The organism is Bacillus sp. EKM501B (assembly GCF_011800505.1).
Classification (GTDB): Bacteria; Bacillota; Bacilli; order Bacillales; family Bacillaceae_G; genus Bacillus_A; species Bacillus_A cereus.
In genome coordinates, this window is the sequence record NZ_JAALFZ010000001.1 from 241,740 (window position 1) to 268,402 (window position 26,663).

Here is a 26,663-nt window from a genome sequence, read left to right on the forward strand (position 1 = left end):
GCCGTATTTTACCATAATTACATAAGAGAACAAACACGAAAAACAGGAAGCTGACTCAGCTTCCTGTTTTCTGAAGAGGGATTGAAAAAGCATTATCGTAATTTACGTTTCGCAGACACCTCATTTATTTAAGAAATGCACGGTAAATCGGCTAAAGTTTCTGCCGTAGACACCCCATTTTCAAGTGAAATGAATTGCAATCTTTTTTAAAATGAAATTGTTTATTTTTTAAAACAGTATATGCTCTTTCAGAGACACCCCGTTTCGAAAATGAAACAAATGATCTGGTTATGTGTAAATTTCATTGTCCAACTTGGACACCCCATTTCATGATGACTTCACTATGTTGTTGTACTCATCAATAGGTGGTTGCTTTTTCAATGTGTTCCTTCTTCAATAATTATGATGTCCGCTTTCGGAAAAATATATGCTAATAAATTTAAAAATTTTTTTTGAGTACATGGATACTATGTAGTACAGCATAATTTTTGGTAAGATGAATATAGAATGAATACTAATGAAGAAAGTGGTGTCGTATGAGCGAGTTATTGCGTGTAGAAAATGTTACAGGAGGATATACGAAACGACCTGTATTAAAAGACGTTTCGTTCTCTGTTAATAAAGGCGAACTTGTCGGCTTAATCGGTTTAAATGGAGCTGGTAAAAGTACGACGATTAAACATATTATCGGTTTAATGGAACCGAAAAAAGGAACTGTCACAATTAATGGGAAAACAATTCGTGATGATATGACAGCGTACCGTTCTAGCTTTTCATTCATTCCGGAAACGCCGGTATTATATGATGAATTAACGTTAGAAGAGCATTTGAAATTAACAGCTATGGCGTATGGGGTTGATGAAAAACAATATGAAGAACGTGTAGGACAACTACTACAAGAGTTTCGTATGAAAAATCGTTTAAAATGGTTTCCATCTCATTTCTCAAAAGGAATGAAACAAAAAGTAATGATTATGAGCGCATTTTTAGTGGAGCCATCTCTTTACATAGTAGATGAACCTTTCGTTGGATTAGATCCGTTAGCGATTCAATCCCTTCTTCAAATGATGGACCAAATGAAAAAGAGTGGTGCCGGTATTTTAATGAGCACACATATTTTAGCGACGGCAGAGCGTTATTGTGATTCGTTCATTATTTTGCATCAAGGTGAAGTAAGAGCGAAGGGAACGCTATCTGAACTGCAATCACAGTTTAATATGCCAGGTGCAACGTTAGATGATATTTACATCGCGCTAACAAAGGAAGAAGATTATGAATAGCACAGCGTTATGGAAAGAACGATTTCGTCACTTTCTAAAAGAAGTTCGTACATATAGTAAATACGTATTTAATGATCATTTGAAATTTATTTTCGTGTTCATCATTGGTGCGGGAGCGTATTATTACCAGCAATGGTTACAAACGTTAACACCTTCGTTTCCGGCGGCGCTTGTAATGGCAGTATTAATTGGACTCGTGTTAACGGCTGGATCCATTCAAACATTATTAAAAGAAGCGGATCTCGTTTACTTACTGCCAGTTGAAGAAAAGTTAAAACCTTACTTCACAAAGGCATTTCTTTTTACATTTATGATTCAGTTATACATAATCGCAATCGTAGCAGCTGCGCTTGCTCCGTTATACTTCCAACAAATGAAGCAAACAGGAGCTGGCTACATATGGATCGTACTTGCATTTGTCATTGTAAAAGCGTGGAATTTATTTGTAGCGTGGGAAAAGTCATTTTTAACAGATCAAAATATACAAAGAGCGGATTGGTTCATTCGTTTTATCCTAAACGGTTTATTTGTATATTTCCTTGTAGAACGTACTTCAGTTCTTTTCATTGGTGGAATCGTCCTTCTCATGGTGTTATACCTTGCTATCATGCATCAAATGGTAAAGGGAAAGCCACTAAACTGGGAGTATTTAATTTCTGAAGAAGGTAAGAAGATGATGCTGCTATACCGCATCGCGAACATGTTCGTTGATGTACCAGCATTAAAAGAAAGAGTAGCACGCAGAAAATGGCTCGATTTCATTCTTTCGATGATTGGTGAAAAGCGTACATATTTATACTTATATACGAGAACGTTTTTAAGATCAGGTAACTATTTTGGATTATATGTGCGTTTGCTTGCTCTTGGAGGAGTTATTCTTTACTTCATTCCATTTTTATACGGGCGATTTATCGTAAGTTTTATCTTCCTATATTTAATCGGCTATCAGCTATTAACTTTATGGAAACATCACCGCATGAAGATTTGGCTTGATTTGTATCCGGTAGGGGGAGAAGAGAAGAAGAAAGACTTTCTTACTTTATTAAACGCGATTCTAATCATAGGGAGCGTAATCTTTACAGTTATATTTGCACTAGCAACGAAAGATTTCATGATGACAGGAATTTTACTTATCGTAAGCATATTATTTAGTATCGGTTTCGTTTACCAATACGGGGCGAAGCGCATTGAGCGTTTAAATTGAAAGGAATGAACCTATGATTACATACGAAGAGAAGGTTATAAAAGAATTGGAGCAGTGGAAAGCTACATTCATGAAAGATTCTTCTATGATGACACGGTTCTCCAAAAAAGTGCAGACGAAAGTGCAACAGCTCATTCCGGCGAAAGTACAAAAGGTATTAACAGAGACGATTCGTATGATGGTGCAAACGATCAGCGCCGGGTCAAACTTTATAAAGCCGAAGCTAAAAGAGACGACATGGTCACTGCAAAGACGTGACGATGAAGTTCGTAAAAAAATGGATGAGTATAAAAAAATAGCAGCGGCAGAAGGGGCAGGGACGGGGGCTGGCGGTATTCTCCTCGGTCTTGCTGACTTTCCGCTTTTACTCGGCATTAAAATTAAATTTTTATTCGATGCAGCGACATTGTACGGATTTGATACGAGCAACAAAGAAGAGCGCCTTTTTATCCTTCATGTTTTTCAGCTTGCCTTTTCAAGTGACGATCACCGAAAAGAAATATGGAAAGCAATCGAAACGTGGGATACAGAAGAAGAAAATCATATGGACTGGGAAAAGTTCCAAACAGAGTACCGAGACTATATCGATTTAGCCAAAATGCTGCAGCTCGTACCAATAATCGGTGCCCCGGTAGGCGCATATGCGAACTATCAACTACTGCAAAGACTCGGAGAAGTGACGATGAATTGTTATCGTATGCGATTGCTGAATAGGGATTAAAAAGAAGGCGTCCTACATGTGTAACGTAGGACGCCTTTTCTTAGAAGCCAAGTCCGATATAGCTAACTCCAACTATAATCAATACGATAAAAAGTACAATGATTAATGAAAATCCGCTCTTACCAGCTTGTCCTGCTTCACCGCCGCCATTACCACCACTACCGCCATTACCACCAAGTCCCATATGATATCCTCCTTATTGTTATATGTTGCTTTTACTTTATAACTTTCTGTATTTTCTGATAAACACCTTCTGTAGTGCTAACTAAATTGAAAATCATTTCGTTTTGTTTTATAATTTACTTACCGACCGGTAAGTAAAAATAAGTGAGGTACAGTATGACGAAGAATTTACAAACATCGCAAAACATTGTAGAGGCTTCATTTAAACTTATGGCAGAACACGGCATTGAGAAGATGAGTCTTTCCATGATTGCGAAAGAGGTAGGTATTTCAAAACCGGCTATTTATTATCATTTTTCTTCTAAAGAAGCGTTAATCGATTTTTTATTTGAAGAAATTTTCTCTGGATATCATTTCGTGAGTTATTTCGATAAAGAGCAATATACGAAAGAAAACTTTGCAGAAAAGTTAATTGCTGATGGTTTACATATGCTCTCTGAATATGAAGGGCAAGAAGGGATATTACGCGTTATCAATGAATTTATCGTAACTGCATCGCGAAATGAAAAGTATCAGAAACGCTTATTTGAAATACAAGAAGATTTCTTAAATGGTTTCCACGATTTATTGAAGAAAGGCGTAGAACTTGACGTAGTGTCACAACATGAAACGGAAGAAAATGCTCATACGCTAGCACTCGTGATTGATAATATGAGCAACTATATGCTCATGGGATTCCAGTTAAAGTATAAAGAAATTTGGATTCGAAATGTGAAAAACGTCATGAAGGAGGAGTAAAGATGAAAATGCAAAAAAACTGGTGGCTCGGTTTTCTTGGATTTATTGGGGTTTATAAAATACCAGGTATGATTGAAGCTTTTCAAGCGGATGGAAATTGGATGAAGTTAATCGGTTTCATTTGGCTACTTTGGTTCGGATATTTTATTCCTGAGAAGAAAGAAGATTGAATTTCAATTTTCTGTAAAGTTACGTAAAATATAGATTGAGAGTATTTATATATTAGATTACTAGATTTGGAGTGGTTACATGGATCCATTGAAAAATGAAATTCACCCTGACATGGTCAAGGTGTGGAAAGCGCGTTCTTTAATTGAGCTAGGAATCAGTATTATAGTCATTTTGGCATATCTTTTCTTTATGATTAAGTTTAATTGGTGGGCTTGGATTTTCTATGTGCTCATCGGATTAACAATTGTATATACACCGTTTGATTACTTTACGTTTCCGAAACTACGTCAACGTTATTACAGCTACCAACTAAATGAAGAAGAACTTGAAATTCAGCATGGTCTTTTCGTCGTAAAGCGCGTATTAGTACCGATGATTCGTGTGCAGCACGTTACGATTGAACAAGGGCCAATTATGAGAAAATACGGATTAGCAGAATTACACATTTCAACAGCGGCAACTTCTCATAGCATCCCAGGTTTAACGATGTATGAAGCTGAAATGTTGAAAACGAAAATCGCAGAATTAGCGAAAGTGAGTGATGAGGATGTATAAGAGGCAGCATCCAATCACGATGTTATTAGAATTAAAAATAACAGATTTTATACCACTCATTATTTTTCTTTTTAGCTTAAGGGGAAAGTTTCCATTTTGGTATTTAGTTCCTATTGGTTTTGCGTTGATCACAATTATTTCAGCTATCGTAGGCTGGTATTACAAAGTATACTGGGTCGAAAATAACGTATTACATGTGAAACAAGGTCTCTTTGTGAAAAAGGAGAGCTACTTAAATAAAGAACGTGTTCAAACAATTAATACAAGTTCTAACGTACTATACCAAATGCTCGGTTTGAAAAAAATTCAGATTGAAACAGCTGGCGGGGGCGATGAAGCAGAAGTTAGCTTAGCTGGAATTACGGTAGAAGAGGCGACGGAGCTTATTACTTTGCTAAATGAGCCAACTCCAGAAGTGAAAGCAGAAAAAACGTTAGACGAAGCAGCAGAAAATACAGTAGAAAAAGCAATTGTTACAGAGGAAAAACAAACGACAGAGTACAAGTTAACGTGGAAAGAGATTTTAATAGCGTCTGTTACATCTGGTCAATTTGGAGTATTGTTCTCTTTAATCTTTTTCGTTTATCACCAAGTAGATGAGTATATTCCGAAATGGATAAAAAATAGTGTGACGTCATATGTAATGGACCACGATATATATGGCTGGATTTACATGGTAGCTATTTTACTTGTCGTTTCTTGGATGATATCTACAATTGGCTACGCGTTAAAACACGGTAACTTCACAGTGAATCGAAAAAATGATGAAGTCCGTATTTCGCAAGGGTTACTGGAGAGAAAAGAACTCGTACTAAAATTGCACCGAATTCAAGGGATTACGATAAAAGAAGGCATTTTACGCCAACCGTTCGGTTATTGTGCTGTGCAAGTAGAAGTCATTCAAAGTGAAGGGAAAGAAGAAAAAGTTACACTGCATCCTATCATTCGAAAAGATCGAGTGCAACAATTACTCGCGCATTTACAATTACCATACGAACTGAATGCAAATATTACTTCGTTACCAAAAGCAGCATTGCGCCGCTATCTCATTGATAGTTTTATCTTTTTCGCTATGCTCGCAATCCCGCTTACTGGAATAAGCATATACTTTGAAAAGTATTACATCATGTGGGCATTACTACCGCTCGCAATCCTTATCTTTACACTTGGATACGCAACATTTAAAACAAATGGCTACAGTGTTAACGGAGAACAAATTACACTTGTCTATCGTAGCGTCGGAAAATATACAGGACTTATTAGAAGAAGACACGTCCAATCAATGGAGAAGACACAATCATATTTCCAGCGCCGTGCGGATTTATGTACGTATAAGTTTTCGAGTGCATCATCTAGTTATAAAATAGAGCATACGAGAGTAGAAGATGCGGAGAGAATGCAGGATTGGTATAAGAAGAAAATAAATGAGATGTAACTTGAGAAAGCTTGCCTATTATGAAAGGCAGGCTTTTTTGTTATAGGGAAAAGAGTCGTTTAATCCATATATTAGTACAACTACAGCACACATGTATCAATACGTATGAAAAAAGGTAATATGCTTCTGTTTTAGGAAAATATGTGGGATTTTTGATATAAATGGTATAATAAAATGGAAATAGTATTAGGAGGTTATATATGATAAGTCAGTTGAAAAGAGAAGCACTTGATGCATTAAAAGGAAGATGGGGACTAGCGGTAGGGGCAACCTTATTAATTGGAATCCTTATTGGAGCTGTTGAAATGCTAACAACAGGTATTTTCTCGATATTTTGGGGTTGGGAAGAAGCAAGTGATTCACTTACAGTAAGTATTATAGTAATGCTTGTTATTGGTCCATTAACAATAGGTGCCTATTATCTTGTTTTAAATGCAATTCGTGGGACTGATGCTCGCATTGGTCATATATTTAGATGGTTTAGCGATGGAAGTAAGTTGATGAAGTCGTTTTTAACATATTTACTAATGTATGTATACTTGACTCTATGGACATTACTTCTTATTATTCCAGGTATTATTAAATCATTTTCTTATTCTATGACATATTTTATTTTGAATGATCATCCAGAATATACAGCGAATCAAGCGATTACTGAGAGTCGTCATATGATGAATGGACATAAAATGGATTACTTTTTACTATGCTTAAGTTTCTTAGGTTGGTTCATTTTAAGTATTCTTACTGTAGGAATCGGTTTCTTATGGTTAGCACCTTATTTCTACGCGACATCAGCCGCATTTTATGAAGAGATTTCAAAAGAATATTATAAAAAAGAAGGCACTACTTTCTAATAAAACATATAAACTATCTACCCTAAAGAATGTAGGGAGCAGATAGCAGATGGTTTAGGTGTTTTGATATTTGTCCTATTTTCGGGATTCACTTCAGGATAAGGTATAGATTTTTATATAGAAATGCTACCCTCTATGTTTTATCATAGAGGGTTATTTTTTTATGTAAAAATGATAGGAAATAATGAATAATATATGTAAAGAAAAAAGCGAGGTGAATGAGAGTGAGCAAATTTTTAATACCGTATTCATTTTCTATATTAAGTTTCTTTATTTCAGCAACAGCACTTGATTTATATGATAGGATGGGAAACGATAGTGAGCTGGTTTCGCCGAACATAATTGGAAAGATAATTCAATCTACTGCGCAAATGGGAGTCCTTACATTGTATTTCGGAGTACCTATTATTTTAGGTGGCTGTCTACTTGGTGAGCTATTGTTTAGAGGTATCATTTTACGATTTAAACTAAGCTATATTATATCTTTATTATTATATCTATTTTTAGCTTTTAGTATTGTTTTCGTAACGGTAGGCATTCCAACTACATATGAAGATTCTAATACATTTTTCATGGGGATAACTATGATTTGTGCTGTTACATTCTTTGTGAGTCGGAATATATGGGAAAACAAGTTAATAATGGAGTGACAAAATGAAATACACCTGTCCATGTTGCGGATATAAAGTTTCACTTTATTGGATCAGTTAGAAAACCGACTAGTGAAGATGTGAAGGATGCTAGTTGGCAGCGAATTTGTTAAGTAGAATGTTATTACTCAATTTAATGGGAGTAATAACATTTTTTATTTAGTACTGAAAGAATTACTGCTGTCTTAAAGTAATAAGAAGGAATAAATCGGTAAATTTTATTAATGGATATATTTTCAATAAATACAAAAGTATAGATGTATAGTCAGCTTTGTGTATTTAATGTTATCATATTGAATGATATGGAAATTTTTAATAGAATAAGTAACTAAAAATTCAAAGGTAATGAAGCTTTTGTTGTATAAAGAAAATACTTAGTAGTAATCAACAATATTAAAAATAAGATTCGTATTTATATAAATTTAGTAGAAATGGGGTTTTAAAAAGGAATGAGTATAAGCATAACGCGGCAAAAGATTTTGGCGGCCGCTTCTCAAATTGTACAATGTAAAGGGGTTGCTAAATTAACTTTAGAAGCAGTGGCAAAAGAGGCGGGTTTAAGCAAAGGTGGATTATTGTATCACTTTTCAAATAAAGAAGCTTTAATAGAAGGTATGATAGTCCGAGGGGTAGAGGGTTATGAAGGGGCCATTTACAATAAAGTAGCGGAAGACTCAGAGAGGAAAGGGAGATGGGTTCGCTCTTTTGTAGAGGAAAGATTAAGTAATGAGAGAAGAACAGAAGAGTTGTCTAGCAGTATGATGGCAGCACTCATGTTAAAACCTGAATTACTTGAGCCATTACAACAATCATTTCAGCAACTGCAAAAAAATATAGAAAATGATGAGATAGATTCAGTTTGTGCAACAATTATTAGATTAGCAGCAGATGGATTATGGTATTCGGAATATTTAGGGGTTGGAAGACTAAGCCCCGAGTTAAGAGAAAAAGTGATTCAAGCTCTTATTAGTAATTCATATAAATAGAATATACGAACTATATAATGAGAAAATAATTCACCATTTCTTCTTTAATGTAGTGGTGAATTATTTTTTTTATTAGAAAAATAGAACAATTTTATAGAGTATTGAATTATAACCGTCCAGACGGTATAGTAATATTTGGTTTAAGAGGAAAATGAAACAAAAAAAGAATAAAAGATATTTTTAGCACACTATTCGAAAGGATAGGCCGCAAAGCTTAGAGTCTACGGTAATACATATTGGTTACTAAGATCGTCTGGTTGCACATTTTTGATGCAACCGGACGATCTTTTTTTGTTATATAAATATAAAAATTTAGGAGGGAACTATGCAAATGAAAAGTACTAAAAGACATATTTCAATGGTTTCATTAGTTTTTCTAGTATTATTTTCAGTGCTGAATGTGTGGGCTCCAGTTATTCAAGCTGCTGTTATGAAAAGTCCAGTGGACGAAATTAATATTTCCCGTACTGATGGCACGACATCTGAACCATATCAAGCCTCAGATGGTATGAAAGTAGAAGTGAAGTGGTCAGCTAAAGAAAAAATAAAAAGTGGAGATCAATTCACAATTGATATGCCAAAAGAGTTTCGAAAAGACCTTATGAATATGAGTTTTCCTTTAAAAGATGCTGAAGGAAAAACAGTTGGTACATGTGAGATGAAAAAGGGTCTATTAACGTGTACTATGGGTGATTACGTAGAAGGAAAGAACAACATTAAAGGTTCTTTATTCGTAGAATTCTACTTTGGTCTAGAAGCATATGATGGTGTTAAAGAAATTCCATTAGAATTTAACGTTGATGGTCAAATCGTAAATAAAGAAGTAAATGTAAGTAATACGACAGAGAGACCGAAGCCACAACCCAATACGGAAAATCTATTGAAATGGGGTTCTTATAATCAAGAAGATCCGTCTATTGCTGATTGGCTTGTATATGTAAATGCAACTGGAACAGAAATGCAAGATCTTAAATTAACAGATACATTAGGACCTGGGCATGAGTTAATTACAGACAGCGTAGTATTAGAAGAGGCTGTATTTGAAGATGGTTATGCACCAACAAATATTAAGCCAGCAAATTTATCTAACATTAAAATAAATGCAACAAAGACTGGATTTACAATTGAATTTCCAGACAGTTCAAAAGGCTATATTTTAAGATATAAAACAAAGGTTACAAATCCTGCTGCAAAACCTCATAAAAATACTGTGAAATTAGAAGGTAAAAATATTAAAACTGAAGAAAAAGTAGGACAAGTATTTGTGAGTGGTGGGGGAGGATCTGGTTCAGGTGACAATAATCCACCTAGCATTGAAAAAAATATAGTTGATGAGAATGGCAAGCTTGTAGAGAATGAGCAGCTAACACAAATGGATCAAGTTATTCAATACCAAGTTGGTACACATATACCGAACGATCCTTCTAAATACACATCTATGGTAATTAGTGATGATTTAGAAGATGTTTTAGAAGTATTAGAGGCAAAAGTGTATGATAAAAATGGCCAAGATATTACTTCTAAAGGGACGTTAAATATAGATAAACAAAGAAGTGAAGTAACATTTACGTTTGGTGAGAATTTTGATTATAAGTCATATGAAGACCAGATAATTAATCTTAGTATCAAGGCGAAAATTAAAAATAATGCAGACTTATCTTCTTACGTAGATAAGAAGATTCCTAATAAAGCGAAATTACATTTTGATGATAAAACATTAACATCAAAAGAAGTAACTATTACACCGCCTGAAGCTCCAAAAGATGGTACAGTATCGCTTCATAAAATAGATTCTGAGAATCCGAACAAAGGGTTAAAAGGTGCCGAATTTGAAGTTCGAAATAGTGCAAATGAAGTTGTTGCAAAACTGACAACGGACGAAAAAGGTTTTTCAGTACCTCAAACTTTAGCTCCTGGGACGTATAAAGTTTATGAAACAGTAGCACCAGAAGGATATCAAAAATTAACAAGCCCAGTAGAGGTTACACTTCAAGCTGGAGAAACAAAAACAATTGAAATTAAAAATACTGTGCAAAAGGGTCAAATTGAAATAAAGAAAATTGATTCGGAAAATGGTGAAAAACCATTAGCAAATGCAGAGTTTGATATAGTAAAAGACGGTGTAGTAGTCGAACATATTGTTACAGATAAAGATGGTAAGGCAATCTCTAAACCGTTAGCACTAGGAAAATATATTTTAAAAGAAACGAAAGCGCCTGAAGGCTACCAATTAAAAGAAACAGAGTTCGAAGTAAGTGTAACAGGGGACGGCATATTCCCAATACAAGTGGAAAATGCAATGGTAGACAAAGGTAATATAGAAATTACAAAAGTGGACAAAGAAAACGGAGCAGTATTAGCGGGTGTCGAATTTGAAGTCCAAGATGAGAAAGATGAAGTAGTAAGAAAAGTAGTAACAGATAAAGATGGAAAAGCAAATGTTTCAGATCTATCAGTAGGAAAGTACAAATTAGTAGAGACGAAAAGCTTACCAGGTTATAAAAAGCTAACAGAACCAGTACCATTTGAAATAAAAAAAGGTATGACAAAAGCTTTAGCAATAAAAGTAGAAAACGAGCAGTTAGACAAAGGCTCAGTAGAAATTACAAAAATAGATAAAGATAGTCAAAAAGTATTAGAAGGCGTAGTCTTCGAAGTGCAAGATGAGCAAGGAAAAGTAGTAACAGAAGTAAAAACAGATAAAGATGGTAAAGCAAAAATCTCTGATTTATCAGTAGGGAAGTACAAATTAGTAGAGACGAAAAGTTTACCAGGCTACAAAAAGCTAACAGATTCAGTATCATTCGAAATTAAAAAAGGTATGACAACAGTCCTATCGTTGAAAGTAGAAAATGAACAGTTAGATAAAGGTTCAGTAGAAATTACAAAAATAGATAAAGACAGCAAAAAAGCATTAAAAGGCGTAGTTTTTGAAGTGCAAGATGAAGCTGGAACAGTAGTAAAGGAAGTAAAAACAGATAAAGATGGTAAAGCAAAAATCTCAGATCTATCAGTAGGAAAGTACAAATTAGTAGAGAAAGAAAGTTTACCAGGCTATAAGAAACTAACAGATCCAGTATCATTTGAAATCAAAAAAGGCATGACCGAAGTTCTATCATTAAAAATAGAAAATGAAATGGTAGATACGGGAAATATAGAGATAACAAAGATAGATAAAGATAATAAAGCACCGTTAGCGGGAGTAACATTCATCGTCCAAGATGAAAAGGGTAATGAAGTTACAAAAGTAACGACAGATAAAGATGGAAAAGCAAATGTTTCAGATTTACTTGTAGGAAAGTATGAATTAGTAGAGGTAGAAAGTTTACCTGGTTATAAAAAATTAGAAAAACCAATATCATTTGAAATCAAAAAAGGCATGACCGAAGTCCTATCATTAAAAGTAGAAAATGAAATGGTGGATACAGGGAATGTCGAGATAACAAAAATAGATAAAGATAGTAAAGCACCATTAGAAAATGTTGTATTTGAAGTACGTGATTTAAAAGGAAAAGTAGTTGCGAAAGTAACAACGGATAAAGAAGGAAAAGCAAACGTTTCAGATTTATCTATCGGGAAGTATGAGTTGGTAGAAGTAGAAACACCGGCAGGATACAAACCACTAGAAAAGCCAATTTCATTTGAAATTGAAAAGGGTAGAGTAACAGCGCTAAAGCTAACAGTAGAAAATGAATTAGTGGATACAGGAAATGTAGAAATTACAAAAGTAGATAAAGAAAATAAAGATGCTTTAGCTGATGCAGTCTTTGAAATTCAAGATGAAGCAGGGCAAGTAGTCGCTAAAATAACGACAGATAAAAAAGGACAAGTACAAGTTACTAATTTATCAGTCGGCACATACAAGTTAGTAGAAGTAAAAGCACCAAAAGGATATAAACAATTAGTAGATCCGATTACTTTCCAAATTGAAAAAGGCATGACAAAATCTCTTGCTTTAACAGTAGAAAACGAAATGTTAGACAAGGGAAATGTGGAAGTAACAAAAGTAGATAAAGATAGTCAAAAAGCATTAGCAAGTGTAGTCTTCGAAGTACAAGACGAACAAGGCAAAGTAGTAACAGAAGTAACGACAGATAAAGAAGGGAAAGCAAAAATCTCAGACTTATCTGTAGGAAAGTACAAATTAGTAGAGAAAAAAAGCTTACCAGGTTACAAAAAACTAACAGAGCCAGTATCATTCGAAATCAAAAAAGGTATGACAGAAGTCTTATCACTAAAAGTAGAGAATGAACAGTTAGACAAAGGCTCAGTAGAGATTACAAAAGTAGATAAAGATAGTCAAAAAGCATTAGCAGGTGTAGTCTTCGAAGTACAAGATGAAAAAGGCAAAGTAGTAACAAAAGTAACGACAGATAAAGAAGGAAAAGCAAAGATTGCTGATTTATCAGTAGGAAAATATAAGCTAGTAGAGGTAGAGAGCTTACCAGGATATAAAAAACTAGCGAAACCAGTATCATTTGAAATCAAAAAAGGTATGACAGAAGTCTTATCACTAAAAGTAGAGAATGAACTAGTAGACAAAGGCTCAGTAGAAATCACAAAAGTGGATAAAGATAGTCAAAAAGTATTAGAAGACGTAGTCTTCGAAGTGCAAGACGAACAAGGAAAAGTAGTAACGGAAGTAAAAACAGATAAAAATGGTAAAGCAAAAATCTCAGACTTATCTGTAGGAAAGTACAAATTAGTAGAGAAAGAGAGCTTACCAGGCTACAAAAAACTAACAGAGCCAGTATCATTCGAAATTAAAAAGGGTATGACAGAAGTTCTATCATTAAACATAGAAAATGAAATGGTAGATACGGGAAATGTAGAAATTACAAAAATAGATAAAGATAATAAGGCACCGTTAGCAGGTGTAGTCTTTGAAGTACAAGACGACAAAGGCAAGGTAGTAACGAAAGTAACGACAGATAAAGCTGGAAAAGCAACAGTTGCAGATTTATCAGTAGGAAAGTACAAGTTAGTAGAAGTAGAGAGTTTACCAGGCTACAAAAAATTAGAAAAGCCTGTACTATTTGAAATTACAAAAGGTATGACAAAATCTTTAGCGTTCACTGTAGAAAATGAAATGGTAGATACGGGGAATGTAGAAATCACAAAAATAGATAAAGACAGTAAAGCACCATTAGAAAATGTTGTATTTGAAGTACGTGACTCAAAAGGCAAAGTAGTTGCGAAAGTAACAACGGATAAAGAAGGAAAAGCAGACATTTCAGATTTATCTATTGGAAAGTATGAGTTAGTAGAAGTAGAAACACCAGCAGGCTACAAACCACTAGAAAAGCCAGTTTCATTCGAAATTACAAAAGGTATGACGAAAGTCTTATCATTGCAAGTAGAGAATGAACAGTTAGACAAAGGTTCAGTGGAGATTACAAAAATGGCCGCTGAAAGCAAGGAAGTCTTATCAGGAGCTGTGTTTGAGGTTCATGATGAAAAGGGAAAAGTAGTAGTGAAAGTAACAACAGATAAAGATGGAAAGGCAAAAATCACAGATCTATCTGTAGGTAACTACAAACTAGTAGAAGTAGAAGCACCAAAAGGATATGAAAAATTAACTAATCCAATTCCATTTGAAATTACAAATGGAATGATAAATGCAGTTCAATTAGAAGTATTAAACAAATTGAATCATTTAGCGCCACCAGGCCCAGAAACACCAGATCCAGAAAAACCTGGAACACCAGATCCAGAAAAACCTGGAACACCAGATCCAGAAAAACCTGGAACACCAGATCCAGAAAAGCCTGGAACACCAGATCCAGAAAAGCCTGGAACACCGAATCCGGAGAAACCTGGAACACCGAATCCAGAAAAGCCTGGAACACCAAATCCAGAAAAACCTGGGACACCAGATCCAGAAAAGCCTGGGACACCGAATCCAGAGAAACCTGAAAAAGAATTACCGAAGACAGGGCAGAAAATGCCTGTGGAACCATATATGGGAGCACTTCTTGTAATGATGAGTTTTGGATTACTCATATTAGGTAGAAAACAGCAGAGATAATAAAGGTGAAAAGGTATCCTCAAAGTATTTGAGGATACCTTTTTTAGCATAAAAAAAAGCATCTAGCAAAAGTACTAGATGCAAATAAAAACACAAGGGAAGACAAAGTTCTTCCCTTTTCCCGTATGTAATTATATCAAAAAATTTATAAAAAACTAGCTATATTTAAAATATAATTTTTAAAAAAGTTATATTTTAAATAATTGCAATACGCGCAGTTTTATCTTTCTGAAAAATCTATTTCTTTATTTTTGAATATTAAGACTAATGTTGATAAATCTTCAGATAATTAGAAAAAATACCCGAAAGGATATATAATATTGCTTAATAAATAATTTTAATGAATTACGTATATTTCATTTGGTGTATTAATTGAATATCATAATTTTTAATTTTATCAAGCAAGAATCTCGGTTACTTATTGCATTTCTAACATAGGGTGAGATAGAAAAATACAATAGTGTGGAGGTTTTTATAATGACGTTTGTTCTTAGTAAAATGAGTGGCTTTAGCATAGAAGAAAAGGTACATGAATTTGAATCTAAAGGATTCCTTGAAATCTCAAATGAAATCTTTTTACAAGAGGAAGAGAATCATCGTCTATTAACACAAGCACAGTTAGATTATTATAATTTGGAAGATGATGCATACGGTGAATGCCGTGCTAGATCTTATTCAAGGTATATAAAGTATGTTGATTCACCAGATTATATTTTAGATAATAGTAATGATTACTTCCAATCTAAAGAATATAACTATGACGATGGCGGGAAAGTTAGACAGTTCAATAGCATAAATGATAGCTTTTTATGTAATCCTTTAATTCAAAATATCGTGCGCTTCGATACTGAATTTGCATTTAAAACAAATATAATAGATACAAGTAAAGACTTAATTATAGGTTTACATCAAGTAAGATATAAAGCTACTAAAGAAAGACCATCTTTTAGTTCACCTATTTGGTTACATAAAGATGATGAACCAGTAGTGTTTTTACACCTTATGAATTTAAGTAATACAGCTATTGGTGGAGATAATTTAATAGCTAATTCTCCTCGGGAAATTAATCAGTTTATAAGTTTGAAGGAGCCTTTAGAAACTTTAGTATTTGGACAAAAGGTCTTCCATGCCGTAACGCCACTTGGAACAGAATGTAGTACGGAGGCTTTTCGTGATATTTTATTAGTAACATTTTCTTATAAGGAGACAAAATGAGAGAGAATAAAATAATTATGATTTCTGGAGCCAATAGCGGTATAGGTCATGCTTGTATAAAATACTTTTTAGAAAAATCATTTCATGTAATAGCGCTTGATATTAATAATAATAATTTAATAGATTATATGAAAACAGATATGCCTTTGAAAGTAGTGCAAATTGATTTAAGTAATAGCGAAGCGATTCATAATCTTTTTACTCAATTAGATTTAGAAAAGCTTTCTCCTGATATATTAATAAATGCAGCTGGTATTCGAGAGATAACACCTGTTTTACATTTATCTGATGATATGTTTAAAAAAGTAATTGATGTAAATTTAGTAGCCCCATTTATCCTTTCTAGGGAAGTAGCTAAGCGATGGTGTGAATCGAAAATAAAAGGTTGTATTGTGAATATAGCATCGGTTTCTGGATTAATGGCTGAACCAGAGCGAGCTGCTTATGTTGCATCAAAGCATGCTTTAATCGGATTGACTAAACAGATGGCTATGGAATTTGGAAAGCAAAATATAAGGGTGAATAGCATTTCTCCCGGTGTTATTAGAACTGAACTTACAGAAGAATACTTTAGTAATACAGCCTTGATGTCTATGATAAAAAGTAATCAATCTTTAGATACTTGGGGGTTGCCGCAGGATATTGTTTCATGTATTGAGTACTTGATTTCTGATCAGGCCCGCTTTATTACTGGTTCTAATTTTGTAATTGATGGTGGTTGGACTGCTGGGAAAAATTTATAATTGAGTGTTTTTGAGGAAAAGCACCTGTCCTTTTTTAGGCTGGTGTTTTTCTCACTATAAACCGAGTTTTTATTGGAGGGGGATTAATTTGCTTCAAAAAAGTTTTAAGCAAGAGAAAACGGTACCGGCTTTAAAGATGATAGCATCAATGGTTATCTTTGGATCAGTTGGATTTTTTTCAGTTCAAACAAACTTACCTTCGTTTGAATTAGTGTTTGTAAGGTGTATTTTTGCGACAATATTTTTAAGTGTATGCTGGTTGCTTACAGGGCAATATAAACAAGATAAATGGGAACGAAAAGAAGTTATTCAAGTTTTAATATGTGGCTTTTTCTTAGTATTTAATTGGGTTTTCTTATTTAAAGCCTTTGAAAATATGTCAGTTACAATTGCTATCTCGGTTTATCATCTTGCACCCGTAATTGTACTGTTAATTGGAAGTATCGTCTTTAAAGAAAAATTAACATTCATATCTATCATTTCAATAATTGTGTGTTTTGCAGGAGCTTTATTAATTGCTGGTATCGATGGAAGTTTCTCTGTCGGTTCATTAATGTCTTCAGGTATGATATGGGGATTTCTTGCAGCTCTCTTTTATGCATTTACAACTTTATTTGGTAAAGGGATTAACAAAATGAGTGCGTATGCAATGACATTTTTACAAACATTCTTGGGGATATTTCTTTTAATACCATTTATAGATTTAGATGCTTTTAGTGGCCTCACTCAAAGTAATTGGACATATATTATAGCTACTGGTTTTATTCACACAGGGATAGTATATTATCTGTTTTTTGATAGTTTACGCTATTTATCTACAAAAACAATCTCAATATTAGTTTTTTTGGATCCGGCAGTGGCAATATTATTAGATACTGTACTTACTGGATTCCGTCCAACTTTAATGCAAATAACAGGAATTCTTTTTATTTTTATTGGTATGACTTTAACATTAAAAAAATCTAAAGATAAAAAACTGAGCCAAAAAGAAAAGCGAATTGAAAGCGATGCTAGTATATCTCAACAATAATGAAATATATTGTGTATAAAACGATAAACCTTACATGAATCATGTAAGGTTTATTTTAGTTCAATATAATTCATATTTATAATACATAATTTTCAAAACTGAGGTGTGTGTTTCTTTAATATGCTTTTGATTCATATATTTTTATTTGACTATAAATTTACAAAAATGTATATGAAATCTTATTTTTTGATAATATATAAGTAATAAATTCATAGAATTGGAGTGATGAGATGCAGCCGTTAGAAAGGGAGATTCATTCTAATATGCTGAAAGTGTGGCGAATTCACGCTTTAATTGGGACGGCAGTTATACTAACAGTCGTAATTGCGTATTTCTTTTTTATGATTAACTTTAACTGGTGGGGCTGGTTGTTTGGACTATTAGTAACAGGAGCTATTACATTTATTCCACTTGATTATTTTGTGTTTCCAAATTTACGTCAGCGCTATTATAGTTACAGATTAAATGAAGAAGAGATTGAGATTCAAAAGGGAATGTTCGTTGTAAAACGCGTACTTATTCCGATGATCCGTGTGCAGCACGTAACGATTGAGCAAGGGCCGATCATGAGAAAGTATAATTTAGCAGAATTACACATTTCAACAGCCGCAACTTCTCATAGTATTCCAGGTTTAACGAAAGAAGAAGCAGAACAGCTAAAAAGACAAATTGGAGAACTTGCGAAAGTGAGTGATAAGGATGTATAAGAGGCAACATCCGATTACGATATTGTTAGGTATTAGAGTTGCGAGTTTGTTGCCACTTATTATTCTTGTTTTATTTAAACCTGATGAACAAGTGGAACCTTGGTATTTATTTTATCTTTTCCTTCTGGTTGTTTTATTCATCATGGCTATTTTTTCAGCAATTAAATGGTATTTTAAAGTGTACTGGATTGAGAATAATATTTTACATATAAAGCACGGTGTTTTTGTAAAGAAGGAAAGTTATTTAAATAAAGAACGTGTGCAAAATGTTAGTACGTCTTCTAACGTCATTTATCAGATGCTTGGGCTTATGAAGTTAAATATAGAAGTAGCGGGTGGTGGTAGTGAACCAGAAGTGATGTTGGCTGGTATTAAAGAAGACGAGGCAAAACATTTAATCTCTTTATTACATAAGAAAGAAACTACTGTAAAAGAAGAAATAGAAGAGGAAGAAAGCAAGACGGTTTATCAGTTAACAGCGAAAGAGGTTTTAGCAGCAGCGATTACATCTGGTCGGTTCGGACTAGTGTTTTCTGGACTGGTACTTCTTTACACAAAGTTTGATTTTGTTCTTCCTGAAGGATTCACAAGTAAAGTAGAAGCGTATGTGATGGGAAACGGTGTTTATAAACTAATTGTAATAGCATTAATTTTAATGGCGATTTCATGGATTATTTCCACGGCTGGATATGTGTTGAAATATGCAAACTTTAAAATTGAGCGAAAAGGGGAAGAAATTCGTATCGTTCAAGGGTTATTTGAAAAGAAAGAGTTTGTCTTAAAATTGCACCGAATTCAAGCGATTACTGTAAAAGAATGTATGCTTCGCCAGCCATTTGGTTATTGCGCTGTTGAAGTGGAAGCAATTCACAGTATTGGAGCAGCAAGTAATGAAGTGATGCTGCATCCTTTTATGAAGAAAAAAGATGTACAGCACCTGCTCACATATTTAGAGTTACCTTATGAAATTGAAGCGGAGATCGCTCACTTACCAAAAACAGCGTTGCGTCGTTATTTCATTATGGGCTGGTTAATAAGTATCATACTCACAGTTCTAATTGCTAGCGTGAGTATATATTTAAAACAATATATTGCGTTATTTTTTATTTTACCGTTATTTATCGTGTTTTCGTTACTTGCGTATGCTAGATATAAAAGTGGCGGTTATGAATTAAGAGAAAATCAACTAACGGTTGTATATCGTAATTTTTCGAAATATACAGGAATAATGCGAAGAAGACATGTTCAAGCAGTAGGTTATAATCAATCGTATTTTCAAAGAAAGGATGAATTATGTACAACTCTTGTAGCGGTAGCGGGGCGGGGTTATGAAGTAAAGCATATGAGAAAAAAAGATTCACTTCGTATATATAATTGGTACAAAGAAAAAGGAAACACCGGTGTGTAATGGTGTTTCCTTTTTGTGTCATGATTTGTCGATAAGTCGATATATTCGAAGAATCGCTGATATAATTCGAGTTGCGCTGATATATTCGAAGAATCGCTGATATAATTCGAGTTGCGCCGATATATTCAGAAAAACGCTGATATAATTCGAGTTGCGCCGATAAATTCGAAGAAACGCTGATATAATTCGAGTTGCGCCGATAAATTCAGAAAAACGCTGATATAATTCGAGTTGCGCCGATATATTCAGAAAAACGCTGATATAATTCGAGTTGCGCCGATATATTCGAAAAATCGCCGATATAATTTCACATACCGCGGTTTCCGAACTCCAAACTCAAAAAAATTAAACTAACACATCAAAAGTAGTCACAAAAGAAGGGCGAGAGAAAATACTCTTTTGCTGTTCCGCATGTGGATGCGCTTGAGCCTGAGGTTGTCCTTCTGCTTGCGTGGGACGTTTTTTATGAGCGTTTTCGAATGAACGTGATTCTGTCCAGTCTTTAAAGTTTTGCTCTGTTTCCCACATCGTTAAGATGACATATGTATCGTTACTTAATGGGCGTAGAACACGGATCGCTTGGAATCCTGGTTCGTTTTCGATAAGGCCTGCGCGGTTTTTAAAGCGGTTTTCAAATACAGGGCGACCTTCGTCTGTTACAGAAATGTTGTTACAAACGATATAGCCAGGTTGTCCTTTAAATTCGCCGACAGCATCTAGTACGTCATACTGAAGTGAACCTTCTACAGATTCTTCTGTATTTTCTTTATAAAACATATTTTTTTCATCATTTTTTGCAGTGAAATGTGCTTGTTCTAGAGGTGTTTCGTATGAAATAATAGCCTTCATTTTAATGCCCCCTTACTAGTTTGTTTCTATTATATCAACTCTCTTAAAAAACTTCGAAGATTATATACATAAAGATACTTCTTTTTCAAATAATAAATGTACCATCATTTGGAAAGAAGGACGATGTATGAAGAAAGTAAAGTGGACTTTATTAGGCGGCGTCGCAACGTTCGTAGTAGCGATTGTACTCTATAAACTTATCGTGTTAGCTGGTGGCTATATGATGGATGAAAAGCAGCTCGTTTTCCACTCTTCATCACGTATCGTTGACCAGAAAGGGAAAGAAATTACGAAATTATACGTAGAAAATAGAGACCTCGTACCGATCGAGCAAATTCCGAAGTATGTGCAGCAGGCGTTTGTTGCGGTGGAAGATTCTCGTTTTTATGAGCATCAAGGGATTGATTATCCGTCTATATTCCGTGCTCTTTATAAAGATACGTTAGCTAGAGAGAAGGTAGAGGGTGGTAGTACCATTACGCAGCAACTCGCTAAAAACGTCTTTTTAACTCGTGAAAAAACATTTACGCGCAAATTGAAGGAAGTCGCAATTTCTCTTCAATTAGAGCAAAAATATACGAAGCAACAAATTCTTGAAATGTATATGAATCATATTTATTTTGGTCATGGGGCTTACGGTATTCAAGCGGCAGCAAAGTTGTATTTTAATAAAAATGTTGAGGATTTAACAGTAGAGGAAGGGGCAATGCTTGCAGGCCTTCCGAAGTCACCAAACGGATATTCACCGTACTATTCTGCAGAGAAGAGTAAGGAACGCCGCGATCTAGTATTGTCACTTATGCATAAACAAGGCTATTTGACTGCAGAAGAAAGCGTTCGTTATCAAGGGAAGACAATTGCTCTATATAAAAATTTAGATGAGAATGAGCTTGCATATATGCCGTATATTGATATGGTCATAGATGAAGCCGCTCGTTTATACGGGTTGTCTCATCAAGAAGTACTTCGCGGAGGATATACGTTTGTCGTACCTATGGATGAAAAGATTCAAAAGGTAGCATATAACCAGTTTCAAGATGCAAGGAATTTTCCTGGGAAAGAAGAAGGGGCGCAAGGTGCTTTCTTATTAATGGATAATCGTACGGGAGGGATTAAAGCGGCGATTGGGGGAAGAAAGTACGTCCCGAGAGGATTTAATCGTGTTTTTGCCAAAAGGCAGCCCGGATCTGTTTTAAAACCACTTATCGTTTATGCACCAGCACTAGAAACGAAAAAGTATAATCCGTATTCTTTATTAACAAATGAAAGAAATTCTTTTGAAGGGTATGAACCTCGAAATTATAATCATGAGTATTCAAAAGAAATGACGATGTATGATGCAATTTTAGAGTCGGCAAACGTACCGGCAGTTTCTTTATTAAATGAGTTAGGGATAGAAGAAGGAAAGCAATATTTAGAAAAAGGAAATGTCCATATTGCAGATGCTGGTTTAAGTACAGCGCTTGGGGGACTAAAAAATGGCGTTTCAACATTTGATCTTGTAAAAATGTATCGTTCATTTTTAGCAAATGGAAATATTATTGAGCCGCACGTTATTGATAAAGTATTAAATAGACACGGTGCAGTCATTGGGGAATCTCCAAAAGTAGAGACGAAAATCTTCTCGAAGCAGACAGCATGGTATATGACGAAAATGTTAGAAGGAGTTGTGAAGGAAGGAACAGCGAGAGCTGGTGTATATAACGGTGCGTTAGCTGGAAAAACGGGTACAACTTCATTGCCAAATGACGATAAGGGAGCAAGAGATATGTGGTTCGTCGGCTATACACCTAACTTAGTAGGCGCTGTTTGGATTGGTTATGACCGTACGGATAAGGAGCATCAGTTGCAAGGAGAAAGTGCATCTGCGACAAAATTGTTTAAGAAAATTTTAACGAAGGCTAATGTAGAACATAAAGAGAAGTTTATGAAGCCTGAAGGTGTGGAAACAATCGGCGCTCCGATTCGACTGCGCAAAATTGAAGATGTAAAAATGAAACTATCATTTAGCCCTTTCGGTTTATTTAAAGCAAAATTAAGTTGGACGCCACTTCCAGATAACAGAATTATGTACCGAATCTATAGAGTGGAGAACGGAATTCATACACATGTTAGCACTGTAAATGGTGCTGGGGAATATGAGGAAAAGTTCGTTAACATATTTTCAAAACCGAGCTTTTACGTTGTACCATATAATACACAAACGAATCGTGAAGGAGAAAAGTCAAAAGTAGCTAAACCATAGTTTTTCTCTGTGTTATAATAAGAATGTTGTGAAAATAGTAAGCGTTTTTAAGAATGTTTGTGTCAATTTAATGAACAACGTACATAATATTATGCATTTTGTTTTTACAAGCTGTATAGTAAAAAAAGATAAATATCGAACGTATTCGAAGCATTGGTAAGGAAGGGAGCAAGGGTCTTGGTAAGAACTATAAATGAGACATTTTTAAAAGCATGTAGGGGGGAACGTACCGATTATGTACCAGCATGGTATATGCGTCAAGCAGGTCGTTCACAGCCGGAATATAGAAAGATTAAAGAAAAGTATTCTTTATTTGAAATTACACATAATCCAGAGTTATGTGCTTACGTTACAAAATTGCCGGTTGATCAATATAACGTAGACGCAGCAATTCTTTATAAAGATATTATGTCACCACTACCTGCAATTGGTGTGGATGTAGAAATTAAATCAGGTATTGGCCCAGTTATTGATAATCCAATCCGTTCTTTACAAGACGTAGAAAAACTAGGGGAAATCAATCCAGAAGATGACGTACCGTACATACTAGATACAATTCGTTTATTAACGACAGAAATGTTAGACGTACCGTTAATCGGTTTTTCAGGAGCTCCATTTACATTAGCGAGCTATATGATTGAAGGCGGTCCATCTCGTAACTACCATAATACGAAAGCGTTCATGTATGCAGAGCCAAAAGCTTGGTTCGCTTTAATGGATAAACTAGCAGATATGGTTATTACATATTTAAAAGCGCAAATAAACGCAGGAGCAAAAGCAGTTCAAATTTTCGATTCTTGGGTTGGAACAGTAAATGTAGCAGATTATCGCGTATTTATTAAACCAGCAATGGAGCGTATTTTTGCAGAAGTTCGTAAGATGGGTGTACCGATGATTATGCACGGCGTAGGAGCTGCACACTTAGTGAATGAGTGGCACGACTTACCGCTTGATGTAGTCGGCTTAGACTGGCGCTTACCGATTGAAGAAGCACGTGCACGTGGCGTTCATAAGGCGGTACAAGGTAATATGGACCCTTCATTCTTACTTGCACCATGGTCTGTTATTGAAGAACATGTAAAAGGTATTTTAGATCAAGGGATGAAACAGCCGGGTTATATCTTTAACTTAGGTCACGGTGTATTCCCAGAAGTAAATCCGGATACATTAAAACGTTTAACTACATTTATTCATGAATACTCTAAAGGGCAGTTAGCGAAGTAAAGGAGAATTGCTGTATGAAAAAGAAAATTGGTTTGCTTGTAATGGCATACGGAACGCCATATAAAGAAGAAGATATTGAACGTTACTATACACATATTCGTAGAGGAAGAAAGCCAAGTCCTGAAATGCTGGAAGATTTAACAGAGCGTTACCGTGCAATTGGTGGTATTTCTCCTTTAGCTACTATTACATTAGAGCAAGCTAAGAAGTTAGAACAGCGTTTAAATGAAGTACAAGATGAAGTAGAGTACCATATGTATCTTGGTTTAAAACATATTGAACCGTTTATTGAAGATGCGGTGAAAGATATGCATAACGACGGAATACAAGATGCAATCGCACTTGTTCTTGCACCTCACTATTCTACGTTTAGCGTGAAATCATACGTTGGACGAGCACAAGAAGAAGCTGAGAAACTTGGAAACTTAACAATTCACGGCATTGATAGCTGGTATAAAGAGCCGAAATTCATCCAGTACTGGGTTGATGCAGTGAAAGGTATATATAACGGTATGTCAGATGCAGAGCGTGAAAAAGCAGTATTAATCGTATCTGCACATAGCTTACCAGAGAAAATTATTGCAATGGGCGATCCATATCCAGATCAATTAAATGAAACAGCGGATTATATCGCGCGCGGAGCTGAAGTAGCAAACTATGCAGTAGGCTGGCAAAGTGCAGGAAACACACCAGATCCTTGGATTGGTCCAGATGTACAAGATTTAACGAGAGAACTAAATGAAAAGCACGGTTATACTTCATTCGTATATGCACCAGTTGGATTTGTTGCGGAACATTTAGAAGTTTTATATGACAACGACTTTGAGTGTAAAGTTGTAACGGATGAAATTGGTGCGAAATATTATCGTCCAGAAATGCCAAATGCATCGGACGCATTTATTGATTGTTTAACAGATGTTGTATTAAAGAAAAAAGAATCTGTACTGTAAGAAGAAAGGGGGAGCCTGCTTGAGGAAAAAAGTTGTGATCGTCGGCGGAGGCATCACTGGATTAACAGCAATGTATAACTTACAAAAAAATATTCATGAAAAAAACTTGCCGATTGATACATTACTTATAGAAGCATCGGGTAAACTTGGCGGAAAAATTCAAACCGTTCGAAAAGATGGATTTACAATTGAGCGCGGACCGGATTCTTTCTTAGCACGAAAAGAAAATGCAGCTAGATTAGTGAAAGAATTAGGTCTTGGCGATGAACTTGTAAATAATCAAGCCGGTCAATCATTTATCCTCGTAAACAATCGGTTACATAAAATGCCGAATGGATCAATGATGGGAATTCCAACGCAAATTACGCCGTTTCTATTTTCCGGGCTGTTCTCCCCAATTGGTAAACTAAGAGCTGGTTTTGATCTATTAATGCCGAGGTCAAAGCCAGTATCTGACCAATCACTCGGACAATTTTTCAGACATCGTCTTGGAAACGAAGTGGTTGAAAACTTAATAGAACCGTTACTATCGGGTATTTATGCAGGGGATATTGATGAAATGAGCTTAATGTCAACATTCCCGCAAATGTATCAGATTGAGCAGAAACATCGCAGTATTTCACTCGGTATGCGTACGCTCGCTCCGAAAGAAGAGAAAGCTGAACCGAAAAAGGGAATGTTCCAAACAGTGAAAACAGGTTTAGAATCTATCGTAAAATCTCTCGAAGCAAAGATGCATGAAGGTACGATAATAAAGGGAACTCGCATTGAAAAAGTTGCAAAACAGGGTGATGGTTATACAATTACTCTTAGTAACGGAAAAGAAATAGAAGCGGACGCCATCGTAGTGGCAACTTCGCATAAAGTATTGCCGTCCATGTTTGCTCAGTACAAGCAGTTTCGTTTCTTCCGTAATATTCCATCCACATCCGTTGCGAATGTGGCACTTGCTTTCCAAAAGTCTGCAATCCAGCGCGATATTAATGGTACAGGATTTGTCGTATCACGAAATAGCGATTACACCATTACAGCATGTACGTGGACGCATAAAAAATGGCCGCATACAACGCCAGAAGGAAAAACACTCCTTCGCTGTTACGTTGGACGTGCTGGTGATGAAGCGGTTGTAGAACAAACTGAAGAAGAACTCGTTCAGCTCGTACTAGAGGATTTAAAGAAGACGATGGATATTACAGAGGATCCAGAGTTTACAATCGTAAGTCGCTGGAAAGAAGCGATGCCTCAATATACAGTAGGCCATAACGAGCGAATGAAACAGCTCACAACATTTATGGAGAAAGAGTTGCCAGGTATATACTTGGCAGGTAGCTCCTATGCTGGCGCTGGACTTCCAGACTGTATTAATCAAGGTGAGGAAGCTGCAAAGCGTGTATTATCTCATTTGGAGAAAGTAATAGATGCTGAATTAATCGCACAATAAATTATAAGAAACGCCTTCAATCATATTGAAGGCGTTTCGTTTATTA

General features: G+C 35.2%; 22 protein-coding genes and 1 riboswitch. Of the genes, 20 read left to right on the forward strand and 2 right to left on the reverse strand.

The window, feature by feature from the left end; all coding sequences use genetic code 11:
- Positions 1-536 precede the first annotated feature (536 nt).
- From ecsA to ecsC, 3 genes are read left to right on the forward strand one after another with little or no spacing between them, the layout of a single operon-like run.
- Positions 537-1,280, forward strand: coding sequence for an ABC transporter ATP-binding protein EcsA (ecsA, locus tag HFD78_RS01315; RefSeq protein WP_001292603.1), 744 nt, complete (start codon positions 537-539; stop codon positions 1,278-1,280).
- On the forward strand, positions 1,273-2,484 hold the full coding sequence (ecsB, locus tag HFD78_RS01320; RefSeq protein ID WP_001089101.1) for an ABC transporter permease EcsB: 1,212 nt from the start codon (positions 1,273-1,275) through the stop codon (positions 2,482-2,484). Before ecsA ends, ecsB begins: the two co-directional genes overlap by 8 nt.
- Before the next feature lie 13 nt (positions 2,485-2,497).
- Positions 2,498-3,205 carry an ecs operon protein EcsC gene (gene ecsC, locus HFD78_RS01325; RefSeq protein ID WP_000634139.1) on the forward strand — a complete coding sequence of 236 codons (708 nt, stop codon included), beginning with the start codon at positions 2,498-2,500 and terminating at the stop codon, positions 3,203-3,205.
- Between the two features lie 40 nt (positions 3,206-3,245).
- Here the strand turns inward: ecsC and HFD78_RS01330 are convergent, their stop codons facing one another.
- Entirely contained in the window at positions 3,246-3,389 is a 144-nt protein-coding gene (locus HFD78_RS01330) for a YjcZ family sporulation protein (RefSeq protein WP_000522760.1), read from the reverse strand.
- Positions 3,390-3,544: 155 nt separating this feature from the next.
- Here HFD78_RS01330 and HFD78_RS01335 point away from each other — a divergent pair, with 155 nt between their 5' ends.
- The 13 genes from HFD78_RS01335 to HFD78_RS01395 all read left to right on the forward strand — a co-directional run bounded on the left by HFD78_RS01335 (position 3,545) and on the right by HFD78_RS01395 (position 19,908).
- Positions 3,545-4,126, forward strand: coding sequence for a TetR/AcrR family transcriptional regulator (locus tag HFD78_RS01335; RefSeq protein ID WP_000164831.1), 582 nt, complete (start codon positions 3,545-3,547; stop codon positions 4,124-4,126).
- Positions 4,127-4,128: 2 nt separating this feature from the next.
- Positions 4,129-4,296 (forward strand): hypothetical protein, encoded by a 168-nt coding sequence (locus tag HFD78_RS01340; protein WP_000783813.1) that lies wholly within the window; start codon positions 4,129-4,131, stop codon positions 4,294-4,296.
- 79 nt (positions 4,297-4,375) lie between these two features.
- The gene (locus HFD78_RS01345) at positions 4,376-4,852 is read left to right on the forward strand and encodes a PH domain-containing protein (protein WP_000371346.1); all 477 of its coding nucleotides are present in this window, start codon (positions 4,376-4,378) and stop codon (positions 4,850-4,852) included.
- Entirely contained in the window at positions 4,845-6,287 is a 1,443-nt protein-coding gene (locus tag HFD78_RS01350) for a PH domain-containing protein (protein WP_000278201.1), read from the forward strand. The genes HFD78_RS01345 and HFD78_RS01350 overlap by 8 nt, the downstream gene beginning before the upstream one ends.
- A 200-nt stretch (positions 6,288-6,487) precedes the next feature.
- The gene (locus HFD78_RS01355) at positions 6,488-7,141 is read left to right on the forward strand and encodes a DUF975 family protein (RefSeq protein WP_000625400.1); all 654 of its coding nucleotides are present in this window, start codon (positions 6,488-6,490) and stop codon (positions 7,139-7,141) included.
- A gap of 224 nt (positions 7,142-7,365) precedes the next feature.
- Entirely contained in the window at positions 7,366-7,791 is a 426-nt protein-coding gene (locus HFD78_RS01360) for a hypothetical protein (protein ID WP_002098741.1), read from the forward strand.
- A gap of 449 nt (positions 7,792-8,240) precedes the next feature.
- A complete protein-coding gene (locus tag HFD78_RS01365) occupies positions 8,241-8,777 on the forward strand; it encodes a TetR/AcrR family transcriptional regulator (protein WP_000028012.1) in 537 nt (178 codons plus the stop codon).
- A gap of 172 nt (positions 8,778-8,949) precedes the next feature.
- Positions 8,950-9,042, forward strand: a riboswitch (cyclic di-GMP riboswitch).
- Positions 9,043-9,102: 60 nt separating this feature from the next.
- The gene (locus tag HFD78_RS01370; RefSeq protein ID WP_191968048.1) at positions 9,103-14,805 is read left to right on the forward strand and encodes a SpaA isopeptide-forming pilin-related protein; all 5,703 of its coding nucleotides are present in this window, start codon (positions 9,103-9,105) and stop codon (positions 14,803-14,805) included.
- A 477-nt stretch (positions 14,806-15,282) separates the two neighbouring features.
- Positions 15,283-16,020, forward strand: a complete 738-nt coding sequence (locus HFD78_RS01375; protein WP_000144819.1) for a 2OG-Fe dioxygenase family protein — start codon at positions 15,283-15,285, stop codon at positions 16,018-16,020.
- A complete protein-coding gene (locus HFD78_RS01380) occupies positions 16,017-16,763 on the forward strand; it encodes an SDR family NAD(P)-dependent oxidoreductase (protein ID WP_001208941.1) in 747 nt (248 codons plus the stop codon). The genes HFD78_RS01375 and HFD78_RS01380 overlap by 4 nt, the downstream gene beginning before the upstream one ends.
- An 88-nt stretch (positions 16,764-16,851) precedes the next feature.
- Positions 16,852-17,793, forward strand: coding sequence for a DMT family transporter (locus HFD78_RS01385; RefSeq protein ID WP_000939625.1), 942 nt, complete (start codon positions 16,852-16,854; stop codon positions 17,791-17,793).
- Positions 17,794-18,023: 230 nt separating this feature from the next.
- Positions 18,024-18,500: a PH domain-containing protein gene (locus tag HFD78_RS01390; RefSeq protein WP_001182725.1), complete on the forward strand. Its 477-nt coding sequence runs from the start codon at positions 18,024-18,026 to the stop codon at positions 18,498-18,500.
- Positions 18,493-19,908, forward strand: coding sequence for a PH domain-containing protein (locus HFD78_RS01395; RefSeq protein ID WP_000278148.1), 1,416 nt, complete (start codon positions 18,493-18,495; stop codon positions 19,906-19,908). The genes HFD78_RS01390 and HFD78_RS01395 overlap by 8 nt, the downstream gene beginning before the upstream one ends.
- Positions 19,909-20,253: 345 nt before the next feature.
- On the opposite strand, the gene hmoB is transcribed toward HFD78_RS01395, so the two are convergent.
- Positions 20,254-20,757: a heme-degrading monooxygenase HmoB gene (gene hmoB / locus HFD78_RS01400; protein WP_000644064.1), complete on the reverse strand. Its 504-nt coding sequence runs from the start codon at positions 20,755-20,757 to the stop codon at positions 20,254-20,256.
- A gap of 127 nt (positions 20,758-20,884) precedes the next feature.
- Between hmoB and HFD78_RS01405 the strand changes: the two genes are divergently transcribed.
- The 4 genes from HFD78_RS01405 (at position 20,885) to hemY (ending at position 26,617) form a co-directional block, all read left to right on the forward strand.
- Positions 20,885-23,002, forward strand: coding sequence for a transglycosylase domain-containing protein (locus HFD78_RS01405; protein ID WP_000756293.1), 2,118 nt, complete (start codon positions 20,885-20,887; stop codon positions 23,000-23,002).
- 177 nt (positions 23,003-23,179) lie between these two features.
- The gene (hemE, locus tag HFD78_RS01410; RefSeq protein WP_000252605.1) at positions 23,180-24,226 is read left to right on the forward strand and encodes a uroporphyrinogen decarboxylase; all 1,047 of its coding nucleotides are present in this window, start codon (positions 23,180-23,182) and stop codon (positions 24,224-24,226) included.
- Positions 24,227-24,240: 14 nt separating this feature from the next.
- Positions 24,241-25,176, forward strand: coding sequence for a ferrochelatase (gene hemH, locus HFD78_RS01415; protein ID WP_000726800.1), 936 nt, complete (start codon positions 24,241-24,243; stop codon positions 25,174-25,176).
- A gap of 19 nt (positions 25,177-25,195) precedes the next feature.
- On the forward strand, positions 25,196-26,617 hold the full coding sequence (gene hemY / locus HFD78_RS01420) for a protoporphyrinogen oxidase (RefSeq protein WP_001228095.1): 1,422 nt from the start codon (positions 25,196-25,198) through the stop codon (positions 26,615-26,617).
- Positions 26,618-26,663 lie beyond the last annotated feature (46 nt).